At 70.0% G+C, this 13,116-nt stretch carries 10 protein-coding genes; 2 read left to right on the plus strand and 8 right to left on the minus strand.

The features are described from left to right. Nucleotides 1–16 precede the first annotated feature (16 nt). The gene (locus tag ACZ63J_RS11140) at nucleotides 17–1,285 is read left to right on the plus strand and encodes a primosomal protein (protein WP_465404236.1); all 1,269 of its coding nucleotides are present in this window, start codon (nucleotides 17–19) and stop codon (nucleotides 1,283–1,285) included. 653 nt (nucleotides 1,286–1,938) lie between these two features. On the opposite strand, the gene ACZ63J_RS11145 is transcribed toward ACZ63J_RS11140, so the two are convergent. Next, nucleotides 1,939–3,141 (minus strand): MFS transporter, encoded by a 1,203-nt coding sequence (locus ACZ63J_RS11145; protein WP_465404258.1) that lies wholly within the window; start codon nucleotides 3,139–3,141, stop codon nucleotides 1,939–1,941. A gap of 89 nt (nucleotides 3,142–3,230) precedes the next feature. Beyond that, nucleotides 3,231–4,325, minus strand: coding sequence for an adenosine deaminase (locus ACZ63J_RS11150; protein WP_465404238.1), 1,095 nt, complete (start codon nucleotides 4,323–4,325; stop codon nucleotides 3,231–3,233). Between the two features lie 211 nt (nucleotides 4,326–4,536). Here ACZ63J_RS11150 and ACZ63J_RS11155 point away from each other — a divergent pair, with 211 nt between their 5' ends. Then, complete coding sequence (locus tag ACZ63J_RS11155) at nucleotides 4,537–5,661, plus strand: PA containing protein (RefSeq protein ID WP_465335826.1); 1,125 nt, start codon at nucleotides 4,537–4,539, stop codon at nucleotides 5,659–5,661. Nucleotides 5,662–5,861: 200 nt separating this feature from the next. Here the strand turns inward: ACZ63J_RS11155 and ACZ63J_RS11160 are convergent, their stop codons facing one another. The 6 genes from ACZ63J_RS11160 to ACZ63J_RS11185 form a co-directional block, all read right to left on the minus strand. Continuing rightward, nucleotides 5,862–7,145 carry a thymidine phosphorylase gene (locus tag ACZ63J_RS11160; protein WP_465404240.1) on the minus strand — a complete coding sequence of 428 codons (1,284 nt, stop codon included), beginning with the start codon at nucleotides 7,143–7,145 and terminating at the stop codon, nucleotides 5,862–5,864. Next, nucleotides 7,142–7,531, minus strand: a complete 390-nt coding sequence (locus ACZ63J_RS11165) for a cytidine deaminase (protein WP_465404242.1) — start codon at nucleotides 7,529–7,531, stop codon at nucleotides 7,142–7,144. The genes ACZ63J_RS11160 and ACZ63J_RS11165 overlap by 4 nt, the downstream gene beginning before the upstream one ends. Next, nucleotides 7,531–8,808, minus strand: a complete 1,278-nt coding sequence (locus ACZ63J_RS11170) for an ABC transporter permease (RefSeq protein ID WP_465335828.1) — start codon at nucleotides 8,806–8,808, stop codon at nucleotides 7,531–7,533. The genes ACZ63J_RS11165 and ACZ63J_RS11170 overlap by 1 nt, the downstream gene beginning before the upstream one ends. Beyond that, nucleotides 8,808–9,896, minus strand: coding sequence for an ABC transporter permease (locus ACZ63J_RS11175; protein WP_465335829.1), 1,089 nt, complete (start codon nucleotides 9,894–9,896; stop codon nucleotides 8,808–8,810). The genes ACZ63J_RS11170 and ACZ63J_RS11175 overlap by 1 nt, the downstream gene beginning before the upstream one ends. After that, complete coding sequence (locus tag ACZ63J_RS11180; protein WP_465308957.1) at nucleotides 9,893–11,464, minus strand: ABC transporter ATP-binding protein; 1,572 nt, start codon at nucleotides 11,462–11,464, stop codon at nucleotides 9,893–9,895. Before ACZ63J_RS11180 ends, ACZ63J_RS11175 begins: the two co-directional genes overlap by 4 nt. 78 nt (nucleotides 11,465–11,542) lie before the next feature. Further along, nucleotides 11,543–12,685: a BMP family lipoprotein gene (locus ACZ63J_RS11185; protein ID WP_465335831.1), complete on the minus strand. Its 1,143-nt coding sequence runs from the start codon at nucleotides 12,683–12,685 to the stop codon at nucleotides 11,543–11,545. Nucleotides 12,686–13,116 lie beyond the last annotated feature (431 nt).

Here is a 13,116-nt window from a genome sequence, read left to right on the forward strand (position 1 = left end):
TCCGGAGGGCTTAGGAATGGCACAGGACATCATCCCGATCGAACTCGGCCTGCCGCAGGGAGACGTCGTCACCCTGTGGGCGCCGCGCTGGCGGGAAGACGGCGAGGAGTGGGAAGCGTTCCTCGGCGACGAGGACGACCTGTACGCCTTCCCGGACGCCGCGCACCTGGCCGCCTTCGTCCGCACGTCCGAGCGCCACGACCTGCTGGACCACCCGGCCTGGGACGCCGTGCCGTCGCTGAACGTGCCGGAGCTGATCCCGGACGAGGACCACACGTACGACCTCGTCGGCGTGCCCGAGCTCGTCGCCGAAGAGCCGGACATGTGGCACATCGCGGAGCTGGCCGAGATCGTGGGCATCGTCCGCTCGCTCGCCGACGTCTGCGACCTCGAAGAGGTCCACGAGATCCTCGACTCGACCGAGGGCTTCTCGCTGCTCGACCAGGGCACGCTCCCGTTCACCGGGAGCGTCGGCGTCCAGGTCTGGAACGACCTGTCCGAGACGGTGTCGACGAAGTGGGACACCGTGCTCGACGCGATCGACGGCCTGGTGACCGCGCCCGACGTCGACGAGAAGGTGCTGGAGCAGACCGCCGAGGAGCTGGCGGCGTTCCACGAGGAGTCCGCCGAGGCCGAGGCCGGCGCCGAGGGTGAAGAGGACCTCGAGGCGATCGACTCCGTCTCCGATTCCGACTCCGACGAGGACGAAGAAGAGGACGAGGGCCCGGTCGGGTTCTGGGCCGAGGTCGGCATCGACCCGGTCAAGATCATCACGTCCGGCGCGGAGTACTACACGCTGCGCTGCTACCTCGACGACGCACCGGTGTTCCTCGGCAGCGAAGGCGAGATCGACGTCTTCACGTCGGAGAAGGCCCTGGCGCGCGCCCTGGCCGACGGCAAGGACCTGGCCGACACCGACCTCGCCGACGTGTCCACGTGGGACGAGGTCCTGGCGAAGGCCACGGCCGGCGAACTCGAGGTCGAGGTCGACGCCGAGAACACGTACGTGCTCACCGGCCTCGACGCCGACATCGCGGAGGGCCCGGAGGCGATCGACCCGACGCAGCTGGAGCTGGCGGTCGAGCTGATCACGGACGCGGCCGAGTGGGCGGGCGACGACTCCGCCGAGACGGCCCTGGCGGGCAACGAGAGCCTGGGCTGGCTGGTGTCGTTCGTCCTCCGCCCGGACCCGACGCGCCTCGAGCCGTCCGCGCCGTTCGACGCGGAGCAGAGCGCGTGGCGGAAGCTCGTGGAGACGTTCGAGAACCGCCTGACGGTGGCTTGAGTTTCTGACGCGAAGGCCGTCTCCCAGTGGTTGGGGAGGCGGCCTTCGTCGTGTCGTCCGTCCACAGCCTTTCGGCGGTTGTGGACAACTCGACCCATCGCTGCTTCCGGCGCCGGTTTCCGTCGTGGGCGGCCGATACGCTGGACACCGGGGGCGGCGCCCCACGATCCGCGAGATTTGCGCCGCCGGGTGTGGCGCGGAACGGTCGGTTGCGGCGGTTCGCACACCCAGAGGGGTCGGCTCGCCTGCTGGGGTAGGCGGTTCGCGGGCGCGAAAGGTCGGCCCGCGTGACCCAGGACCGGAACTCGTGTGGCCAGACCCCGGAGTCGCGTGATCAGACCCGGAACTCGCGTGGCTGGACCCGGAACTCGCGTGATCGGAGCCGGAACTCGCGTGATCGGGCCCGTGTCTCACGCTATGGGCGCGTATCTCACGTGACTGGGCGGGCATCACACGTGATCGAGCGGGCATCTCACGTGCTTGAGCAGACATCACGCGTGACTGGGCAGGCATCACGCGTGATCAGAAGGTCAACACTCGTGATCAACGGGTCGACACTCGTGATCAGCGGGTCGACACGCGTGATTGAACGGACGACACGCGTACCCCGGGGGACGACACGTGTACTGGGGTGGACGACACGACACGGGGTGTTAGGCGGGGGGTTCGGCGCGGACCGGGACCACCAGCACCGCCAAAGCCGGGAACACCGCGGCCACGCAGAAGGCCAACGCGTACCTGCTGTCGCCGATCACCAGGCCCAGCAGGGGCGGGGTCAGCGAGGCCGCGATGTTCTGGCCCGTGTTCTGCGTCCCCATCGCGCGGCCGGACCACGCCAGCCCGGCCAGCTCGGCCGACGCCGTGAAGCCGAGGCCGTTGTCGGCCACCGTCACCACACCCGCCAGGGCCAGCGCCAGCAGCACCAGCCACGGCCAGGAAGCGTCCCCCAGCGCGACCAGCAGCATCACCAGGCAGCTCAGAACCGCCAGCTGCCGCATCGGGCGCAGGCGGCTGCCCACCCGGTCCGACCACCACCCCGATCCGAGCCGGCCCGCCGCGCCCAGCACCTGCACCACCGCCAGGTACCAGCCCGCCGACAGCGGGCTCCAGTGCTGCACCGCCACCAGGTACACCGGCGCGAACGCCGACACCGCGAACTGCGGCACCACCAGCAGCGCGCTCGCGCCGTGCACCCGCCACAGCGTCGCGTGCCGGTACGGCGAAGGCGGCTTGACACCGTCAGCCGCCCGAGGTGGCCGCGGCGGGTCGGTCACGAGCCAAGCCACCAGCAGCGCGACGACGATCGCCAGCCCGGCCGGCAGCAGCACCGCCGCGCGGAACCCGAAGTGCGCCGCCAGCGGCGGCAGCCCGAGCGCCGCGACGCCGACGCCGAGCGGCTGGGCCGTCTGGCGGATCCCCATCGCGACGCCGCGCTCGGACTTCGCGAACCAGCCCATGACCACCCGGCCGCTCGCCGCGTTCACCGACGCCGTACACGCTCCGGCCGCCAAGAACACACCAAAGAGCAGCCCGACCGGGTGACTTCCTATCCCGGCGTACACCAGGAGTAACCCCGAGGCCCCCAGTCCGAGGGCCATGATCAGACGCTCTCCGTAACGGTCCGCAGCCGCGCCCCACACGATCAGGGTGAACAGCAGGCCGATGCTCGGCGCCGCGACGACCGTCCCGGCCTCGGCCAGCGTCAGCCCTTCGGCGGCTCGCATGGCCGGGACCAGGAACGGGATGCCGTAGAGGAACGAGCAGCTCGCGGTCTGCGCGGCGAGGCCGAGCGCGAGGATGAGCCACCGCCGTGAACTCGCCTGCACCCCGACCGAACCGTCCGCGACCTGCGCCATCTTCGCCACCGTCTCAATATCTGAGAACAACTTCCTATATGGTGAACGATAGTTGGCGTGGCTAAGGACCGCAAGCACCCCGAGGAGCGTCAGCTCAGCGCGGCGTACCCGGGCTTGATGACGTCGTCGATCAGCGAGAGCCGGGCGTCGAAATCGATGAACGCGGATTTCATCGCGTTGATCGTGAACCACCGGAAGTCGTCGAGGCCGTACCCGAAGGTCTCGTGCAGCGCGGCGAATTCGCTGGTCATCGTGCATCCGCTCATCAGCCGGTTGTCGGTGTTCACCGTCACCCGGAAGCGCAGCCGCTTGAGCAGGCCGATCGGGTGCTCGGCGATCGAGCGGACCGTGCCTGTTTGGACGTTCGACGTCGGGCAGATCTCCAGGGGGATCCGGCGGTCGCGGACATACGCGGCCAACCGTCCAAGGTGGACCGTGCCGTCCGCGTCGGTCTTGATGTCCTCGGCGATCCGCACGCCGTGCCCGAGCCGCTCGGCGCCGCAGTGCTGAATCGCCTCCCAAATGGACGGCAGCCCGAACGCTTCGCCGGCGTGAATGGTGAAATGCGCATTGTTCTGGCGCAAATACTCGAAAGCGTCGAGATTGCGGGTCGGCGGGAATCCGTCCTCCGGTCCGGCGATGTCGAAGCCGACGACGCCGGCGTCCCGGTAGCGGACGGCCAGGTTCGCGATCTCGAGGGCCCTGGCGTGCTGGCGCATCGCGCAGAGCAACGTCCCGACGCGGATCGAACCGCCGTTCGCGGCCACGCGCCGTGTGCCCTCCGTGAACCCCGCCTGGACGGCCTCGACCACCGCATCGAGTGACAGACCGCGTTCGACGAACAACTCCGGTGCGTAGCGCACCTCGGCGTAGACGACGCCGTCGGCGGCCAGGTCTTCGACCGCTTCCGCGGCGACCCTGACCAGGGATTCCTCCGTTTGCATCACTCCGCAGGTGTGCGCGAACGTCTCGAGGTAGGACACGAGTGAGCCGGAGTCGGCCGCTCGGCGGAACCAGCTGCCCAGCTCGGCCGGGTCGGTGGTGGGCAGACCGGCATAACCGGTGGCGTCGGCGAGCTCGGCGACGGTGGCGGGGCGCAGGCCGCCGTCGAGGTGGTCGTGCAGCAGCACCTTGGGCGCGCGGCGGAGTGTCTCGGCGGTCGGAACAGGGCTTTCGTCAGGCATCCCCCAACGGTAACCTCGTTGTCATTCCCCTACATGGCCGTAACTCTCAGCCTCGGGCTAACCCTCAGCGTCGAGGATCGGTAGCGAATCGGCCATCCGGGGGCAGCCTCCGCAATACGCACTTCACGGGGGCCATACGCACAGCAATTTCGCAATCGTTAAGCTTCGTGGCACGTCCCTCCATTTCCCCGCCGACGAAGGACACACAGCAGTGACCACTGACAACCACATTGCCGCCCCGTCCTTCGACCGGATGCGCAACATGCTGGTGCGCGCGGCCGAAGTGCGTGAGAGCGAGCAGCAGCAGATCTTCGACGCGCTCGACGACATCTACGCCCGCCTCGCGCCGGTGGACTCGCTGGGCGCGGTCCGCAAGCGGCTCTCCGAGCTCCCCGACCGCACCGAGGTCGGCGTGCTGGCCGAGCGCCTCGACGAGACGATGTCCCGGCTCGAGGCCCAGGACAACGCCCTCTCGGCGCTGACCCGCGCGGTCGAAAGCATCGTCGACAAGCTGGCCAAGCCGTTCGCGCAGCTCGACGGCAGGCTCGACGGCATGGCCGCGCGCCTCGAGGGTGTCGGCGGCCGGATGGACGGGCTCGAGGACAAGCTCCAGAACATCCACCGCCGGCTCGACGAGCTGGGCGGCCACCTCGACAAGCAGGACGGGAAGCTCGACTCGATCCCGGCGTCGGTGCACGGCCCGGTCCGCGAGCGGATCGAGCAGGCCGAGGCGTCGCTGCGCGAGCGCGTCGACCACGCCGACCACGAGCTGCGCGGCAAGGTCGACGAGCTCAGCCGCTCCACCCACGAGCGGCTCGGCGAGCTGGACCGCGTCACGCAGGAGCGGATCGGCGCGAACACCGAGGCGCTCAAGACGGCGCTGACCGAGACCGGCGAGATGATCGACGCCTCGGACCGCCTGGAGAAGCTGGGCGGCCGCCTCGAGACGGTCACCACCCGCCTCGACGACCTGGCCTCCCGCCTCGACAAGGTCGAGGACGGCTTCCTCTCCGGCATCGGCGACCTCGACGGCGCGCTCAAGGCCGGGCTGTCCAAGGTCGAGGGCACGCTGGCCAAGCAGCCGGACTCCGAGTCGGTGGACTCGCTGGTCCGCAAGAGCAACGACGAGAGCGTCCGCCGCATCGGCGGCCAGCTCGACGAGGCGATGGCGACGTTCGCGGAGCTGATGCTCGGCGGCGGCCCGGCCGTCCAGCAGATCTCGCCGCCGCCCCCGGCCCCGCGCCAGCCGCGTCGCAGCTCGCGCAACGGCCGCGCCCCGAAGGCGGCCGACGCCAAGGCCAAGCCGGGCGAAGGCGCCGAAGAGGCCACGGAGTAAGCACCACAGCACAAAAAATGCCCCCGCCGGCTGGTCCGGCGGGGGCATTTTTTGTGACTGGGGACGGAACTCGCGTGCTTGAAGCCGTAAACTCGCGTGTCTGGAGCCGGTCCGGCCCTGATCACGCGAGTTACGGCGTCAATCACGCGGGATACGACCTCGGGTGTCACTCGGTCGGGTGATGATCTTCGCGATGATCGTCACACTGTTCCGCGGATCGTCTCCCGGACGATCGGGTTCGGCGCGGACGCCGCCGAGGCCACCGAGTAAGCGCCTTCGAGGGCCGCCAGGGCCGCGGGGACCGCGTCCGGGGTGTCCGTGTGCAGCTCCAGCAGCGGCTCGCCCTCGGTCACCTGGGAGCCGGGCTTGGCCAGGCACAGCACGCCCGCCGCGGCCTGGACCGGGTCCTCCTTGCGGGCCCGGCCCGCGCCCAGCCGCCACGCCGCGACGCCCACCGCGTACGCGTCCAGCGAAGCCAGCACGCCCGAAGCCGGCGCGACCACCGTGTGGACGTGCGACGGCGTCGGCAGCGGCGCCGTCGGGTCGCCACCCTGGGCCGAGATCATCCGGCACCAGACCTCGTACGCCTCGCCCGACGCCAGCACCTCGGCCGGGTCGGTCGAAATCCCGGCCAAGGACAGCATCTCCCGCGCCAGGGCCAGCGTCAGCTCGACGACGTCGGCCGGGCCACCGCCCTGGAGCACGGAGACCGACTCCGCGACCTCCACCGCGTTGCCGACCGCCCGCCCCAGCGGGACGCTCATGTCGGTCAGCAGCGCCGTGGTCGGCACGCCGTGCGCGACGCCGATCGAGGTCAACGTCGAGGCGAGCGACCGCGCCTGCCCGAGCGTCTTCATGAACGCGCCCGAGCCGAACTTGACGTCCAGGACCAGCCCGGACGCGCCTTCGGCGATCTTCTTGCTCATGATCGAGCTGGCGATGAGCGGGATCGACTCCACGGTCGAGGTGACGTCGCGCAGCGCGTACAGCTTCTTGTCCGCCGGCGCGAGCCCGGACGTCGCCGCGCAGACCACCGCGCCGACGTCCTCCAGCTGGGCCTGGATTTCCGAAGTGGACAGTGAAGCCCGCCAGCCGGGGATCGACTCCAGCTTGTCGAGCGTGCCGCCGGTGTGGCCGAGGCCGCGGCCGGACAGCTGCGGCACCGCCGCGCCGCACGCCGCCACCAGCGGCGCCAGCGGCAGGGTGATCTTGTCGCCGACGCCGCCGGTCGAGTGCTTGTCGACGGTCGGCCGGGACACGGAAAGCGACAGCCGCTCGCCGGACGCGATCATCGCGCCCGTCCAGCGGGAGATCTCGCCGGAGTCCATGCCCCGCAAGAAGATCGCCATGGCGAGCGCCGACATCTGCTCTTCGGCGACGTCCCCGCGCGTGTACGCGTCGACGACCCAGTCGATCTGCTCGTCGGACAACCGCCCGCCGTCGCGCTTGGTCCGGATGACGTCGACCGCCGCGAACCCGCTCACGGCAGGTCGTCCGGGCCGAAGGCGTCCGGCAGCACGTCCGACATCGGCAGGATGCCGCTGGGCGTGTCCACCAGGCACGAAGATCCGCCCAGCTCGAACAGGATCTGACGGCAGCGCCCGCACGGCATCAGCAGGTCGCCGGCGCCACTGCGGCACGCCACGGCGACCAGCCGGCCGCCGCCGGAGAGCCGCAGCTGCCCGGCCATCGTGCACTCCGCGCAGAGCCCGAGCCCGTAGGACGCGTTCTCGACGTTGCACCCGGTGACCATCCGGCCGTCGTCGACGATCCCGGCGACGCCGACGTGCAGACCCGAATAAGGCGCGTACGCATGGGAAGCGGCCTCGATCGCCTGAGCCCGCAGACCGTCCCAGTCCACTGTGGACACTAGTCCTCACCCCGCCGGTACGGCTGGCCGTCGGCCTTCGGCGGCCGCAGCCGCTGGGAAGCGACGGCGAGCACGATCAGCGTCACGAAGTGCGCGGTGTACGGGATCAGGTCGGACGGCAGCGTGTCGTTGGCCCAGTAGATCGCGTACAGCACACCCGCGCCGACGACGCCGAGCCCGGCCGCGATCCACTGCTTGCGGAACAGCTGGACGACGACGATCACGCCGACCAGGATCACCGCGCCGTACAGCAGCGCGAGCACCGCTTCACCGCCGCCGGCGAGCTGCAGGCCGTCCGCGTAACCGAACAGCGCCGCGCCGCCGAGCAGGCCGCCCGGGCGCCAGTTGCCGAAGATCATCGCCGCGAGGCCGATGTACCCGCGGCCGTTGGTCTGGTTCTCCAGGTAGTCCGCGCCGCCGCGCAGCAGCACCAGTGACGCGCCACCCATGCCGGCGAACGCGCCGGAGATGAGCATCGCGACGTACTTGTGCCGGTAGACGTTGACACCCAGGGACTCCGCGGCCACCGGGTTCTCGCCGCACGAGCGCAGCCGCAGGCCGAAGCGTGTCTTCCAGAGCACCCAGAAGCTGATCGGCACCAGCAGGATCGCGATCATCGTCAGCGGCGCCACCTCGGTGACCAGGCCACGCAGGATGCCCGCGACGTCGGAGATCCCGACGCGCTGCTCCTTCTCGAGGTCACCGAGCCAGTCGGACAGGCCCGAAGCCGAGTAGGTGTCGAACTTCGGCACCACCGGCGACTGCCGCGGGTTGCCCGACAGCGGCTCGAAGATCAGGTTAGCCAGGTACTTCGTGACGCCGAGGCCGAGCAGGTTGATCGCGACACCGGAGACGATGTGGTTGACGTTGAACGTCACCGTCGCCACCGCGTGCAGCAGGCCGCCCAGCGCGCCGAACGCGATCGCGGCCAGCAGGCCGGCCCACACGCCGCCGTTGTACGAACCCCAGGCGGCGCCCCAGGTCCCGAGGATCATCATGCCCTCGAGGCCGATGTTGACCACGCCCGCGCGTTCGGCCCAGAGGCCGCCGAGCGCGCACAGCAGGATCGGCAGCGCGAGGCGCAACGCCGTCGACGCGGTGTTCGACGACGTCAGCGCGGCGACGCCGGTGGAGTACGACGCCGTCGAGATCACGGCGATGGCGATGACGGCCCAGATGACCCCGCGGAGCCAGCCCGGGATCCGGGACCGCTTGCGGTGCACCGGCATGGCGCCGGGGCTGCCCGCGTCGGGGCGGGAAACGTCGGTGACGGCCATCAGACGGCACCTCCCCCGGCGACCGAAGCGCTCTTGCCGGCCAGTGCGCGCCCGACTCTGCGTTGTTCGGCCGCGAGGTCCGCGCGCCGCACGATCTCGTACGCCACGACGACCGACAGCACGATGATGCCCTGCATGATCGTCGCGATCTCCTTGGACACGTTGATCTGCTCCAGCGACACCGCGGAGGTGTCGAGGAACGCCCACAGCAGCGCGCCGAGCGCGATGCCGCCGGGGTGGTTGCGGCCGAGCAGCGCGACCGCGATGCCGGTGAAGCCGTACATCTGGGTCGAGGTGATGCCGTAGCTGTAGTCGCGGCCGAGCAGCTCCGGCATCGCGACCAGGCCGGCGACACCACCGGAGAGCAGCATCGCGATCAGCGTCATCTTCTTGGCGTTGACACCACCCGCGGCGGCCGCGGTGGTGGACTCGCCGGACGCCTTGAGCTCGAAGCCGAACCGCGTGCGGTTGAGCATGAACCAGTAGGCGGCGCCGATCACGGCCGCGATGAGCACGAACCCGAAGAGCGTGCCCGAGCCGAGCGGGATGCCGGGGATCCGGCCGGACGGCTCGATCACGCGGGTGCCGATGTTGTTGCCCCGCTGCACGCCGAACTGGTCGGCGTTGATGAGGAAGGCGATGATCCCGCCGACGATCGAGTTCAGCATGATCGTCGCGATCACCTCGCTCACCCCGCGGGTGACCTTGAGGATCGCCGGCACCGCCGCGTACGCCGCACCGGCGACGACCGCGACGATGAGGATGACGAGCGTGTGGATCACCGGCGGCAGCTGGAGCGCGCCGCCGGCGATGGCGGCGACGACCGCCGCGAACCGGTACTGGCCCTCGACCCCGATGTTGAAGAGGTTCATCTGGAAGCCGATGGCCACCGCGAGCCCGGACAGGTAGTACACGGTCGCGAGGTTCACGGTGTCGACCGCGGTCGAGCCCTTGAACATCTGGCCGATCATGGTGCCGTACGCGTTCAGCGGGTCGGCCCCGGAGATGATCAGCGCGATCGCCGACAGCAGCACGGCGAACACGATCGCCAGGAGCGGCGGCAGCAGCTTGGTGCGCCAGGAGGTCATTCTTCGTCACCCTCTCCGGCGCCGGTCATCGCCGAACCCAGTTCCTGCGGCGTCACGGTGGCGGGGTCGGCCTCGCTGACGAGGCGCCCGCGCAGCATGACGCGGATCGTGTCGGACAGGCCGATGAGCTCGTCGAGGTCGGCCGAGATGAGCAGCACGGCGAGGCCGGCGGCGCGCGCCTGGCGGATGTTCTCCCAGATCAGCGCCTGCGCGCCGACGTCGACCCCGCGCGTCGGGTGCGACGCGATGAGCAGCACCGGCTCGCCGGACAGCTCGCGCCCGACGATCAGCTTCTGCTGGTTGCCGCCCGAGAGCGCCGCGGCCGGGACGTCGATGCCCGGCGTGCGGACGTCGTACTCGCGCACGATCCGCTCGGTGTCCGAGCGGGTGCCCGCGATGTCGAGCAGCTGTCCTTTGGAGACCGGTTCGCGGGTCTGGTACCCGAGCATCCGGTTGACCCACAACGGCTGGGTGAGCAGCAGGCTGTGCCGCGTGCGGTCTTCGGCGATGTAGCCGATGCCCGCTTCGCGCCGGGCCAGCGTGCCGGCCTTGGTGATGTCCCGGACCTTGCCCTCGGCGTCGACCAGCTCGATGGTGCCGCCGGACGGCTTGCGCATGCCCATGATCGTCTCGACGAGCTCGGTCTGGCCGTTGCCCTCGACGCCGGCGACCCCGAGCACCTCGCCCGCGCGGACGGTGAACGTGATGTCGTCGAGCGCGTTGCGGTCGGAGCCCTCGGCGCCGAGCGTCAGCTCGGTCAGCCGCAGCACGGCCCGGTCGGTGACGGTGGACTCGCGGGTCTCCGGGCTGGGCAGCTCGGAGCCGACCATCATCTCCGCGAGCTGGCGCGAGGTGATGGTCTTCGGGTCGGCCGTGCCGACGGTGGTGCCGCGCCGGATCACCGTGACGGTGTCGGCGATCGCGCGGACCTCGTCGAGCTTGTGCGAGATGAAGAGGAAGGTGTAGCCGTCGGCCTTCATCTCCCGGACGGTCGCGAAGAGCGCGTCGACCTCCTGCGGCACGAGCACCGCGGTCGGCTCGTCCAGGATGATGATCTTGGCCCCGCGGTAGAGCACCTTGACGATCTCGACGCGCTGGCGGTCGGCGACCCCGAGCTCTTCGAGCAGCGTGTCCGGCTTGGCGTGCAGGCCGGTCCGCTGCGCGAGCTCGGCGAGCCGGGCGCGGGCCGCGCGGCCGATGCCGTGCAGGCCTTCCGCGCCGAGGAACACGTTCTCGCCGACGGTCAGGTTGTCGGCCAGCATGAAGTGCTGGTGGACCATGCCGATCCCGGCGCGGATGGCGTCCTGCGGGTTGCGCAGCTTCACCTCGTCGCCGTTGATCGCGATCGTGCCCTCGTCCGGCGGCTGCATGCCGTAGAGGATCTTCATCAGGGTGGACTTGCCGGCGCCGTTCTCGCCACAGATGGCGTGCACCTCGCCCGTGGCGACGGTGAGGTTGACGTCGGAGTTGGCCACCACACCCGGGAACCGTTTGGTGATCCCGGTCAGCTGGACGGCGGGCGCGCCCCGGTCGGGGACGGCTTCGGCCGGGGCCTCGGCAGTGCTCATGGGCGGGAGAATTCCATATCTCGTTAAACACGTCAGGGCTCGGAGGGGAAATCCCTCCGAGCCCCGGCGCGTAGTGAGCTACTTCTGCGGCTTGTCCGAAACGGTGATCGCGCCCGAGATGATCTGGGCCTTGTACCCGTCGAGGACGTCCTTGATGTCGTCGACCTTGCCGCCGGAGGTGGCGTAGCCGACGCCGTCGACCTTGAGGTCGAAGCGCTTCGGCAGCCCGCTCAGGTCACCCTTGGCGACGGCCTGGATGTAGGAGAACACCGCGACGTCGACCCGCTTGAGCATGGACGTGATGATGACGTCCTTGTCGGCGGCGACCGTCTTCTGGTTGTACTGGTCGGAGTCGACGCCGATGGCCAGCGCGTTGCCCGACTTGGCGGCGTCGAAGACACCCTTACCGGAGGCGCCGGCGGCGTGGTAGATCACGTCCGCGCCCTTGGCGATCTCGGCCTGGGCCTTCGCGTTGCCCTTCGGCGGGTCCTGGAACCCGGAGAAGTCACCGGCCGGCGTGAGGTACTCGTCCTCGATCTTGATCTTCGACGAAACCGTCTTCGCGCCCTGCAGGAAGCCGGCCTCGAACTTCTGGATCAGCGGGGTGTTGACACCGCCGACGAAGCCGACGTGGCAGCTCTTGCTCTTGTACGCGGCGGCGACGCCGGCCAGGAACGAGCCCTGCTCCTCGGCGAAGACCAGCGGCGTCACGTTCGGCAGCGTGATCGAGTCGTCGTCGACGATCGCGAACTTGGTGTTCGGGTACTTCGCGGCGACGGCCTTGACGGAGTCCGCGTAGGCGAAGCCGACCGCGACGATCGGGTTCAGGCCCTGGGTCGCCATTTGCTCGAGGCGCTGCTGCTTGGCCGACTCGGCCTCACTGGCGCTGGCGGTGCTCTCGTTGACCGTCGTCACGCCCAGGTCGGACTTCGCCTTGTCGGTGCCCGCGGCGGCGGCGTCGTTGAACGACGCGTCACCCCGGCCGCCGACGTCGAAGGCCAGGCCGATCTTCAGCTTGCTGCCGTCGACCTTCTCCCCCGCGGCGGCCGAGCTGCTCGCGGCGGCGGGAGCGGCGGGCGGCTTCTGCGCGGTCACGCAGTCCGAGCCACCCGACGAAGGCGCGGCGCTGTTGTTGCTGCTGCCACCGCTCGAGTCCTTGGCGCAGCCGGCCAGGGTGAGCACCCCGGCCATGGCCACGGCGGCCAGCGCGGTTCCACGCATGCGACGCAACGTGTGTCTCCCTCCCCGCTGATCCAGCGGATGGTCAAGGGCACGACCCGGCCCTACTGCCGGGTCGACCGCCAGACCGTACCCAACGGACAGGAATGCGCCATAGGAAAGGCACGCTACGTAACACAAACGTTTACTCACGAGTCGGACGCGCGACCGCATGTACACCCAACGTGATCAAAGAGGTCACGGAGTGCCGCTTTCGGCCCAGCCCCGAGCTGCGGGACGGCCGAAATGCCGTTTGATGTGACTCAGTGTGCCAGTCCGACCGAGGGGTGGACCAGTCCGATCACTCTGTGAGACGGCGGGCGAAGCAGGCCCGGCGGCCCGGCAGCCGAATCGTTCCAGACGGACAACACTCGATCGGGCGTCCGCCGGGCGGGCGACCCGCCCGCGAACCGCCGCCGTGCGTCCACAGTGGA

This window comes from Amycolatopsis sp. NPDC104863 (assembly GCF_055582965.1).

Bases quoted from the DNA above. Each gene is read 5' to 3' on its own strand.
- ACZ63J_RS11140 (WP_465404236.1), top strand. From the start codon at position 17: ATGGCACAGGACATCATCCCGATCGAACTCGGCCTGCCGCAGGGAGAC.
- ACZ63J_RS11145 (WP_465404258.1), bottom strand. From the start codon at position 3,141: ATGGCGCAGGTCGCGGACGGTTCGGTCGGGGTGCAGGCGAGTTCACGG.
- ACZ63J_RS11150 (WP_465404238.1), bottom strand. From the start codon at position 4,325: ATGCCTGACGAAAGCCCTGTTCCGACCGCCGAGACACTCCGCCGCGCG.
- ACZ63J_RS11170 (WP_465335828.1), bottom strand. From the start codon at position 8,808: ATGGCCGTCACCGACGTTTCCCGCCCCGACGCGGGCAGCCCCGGCGCC.
- ACZ63J_RS11175 (WP_465335829.1), bottom strand. From the start codon at position 9,896: ATGACCTCCTGGCGCACCAAGCTGCTGCCGCCGCTCCTGGCGATCGTG.
- ACZ63J_RS11180 (WP_465308957.1), bottom strand. From the start codon at position 11,464: ATGAGCACTGCCGAGGCCCCGGCCGAAGCCGTCCCCGACCGGGGCGCG.
- ACZ63J_RS11185 (WP_465335831.1), bottom strand. From the start codon at position 12,685: ATGCGTGGAACCGCGCTGGCCGCCGTGGCCATGGCCGGGGTGCTCACC.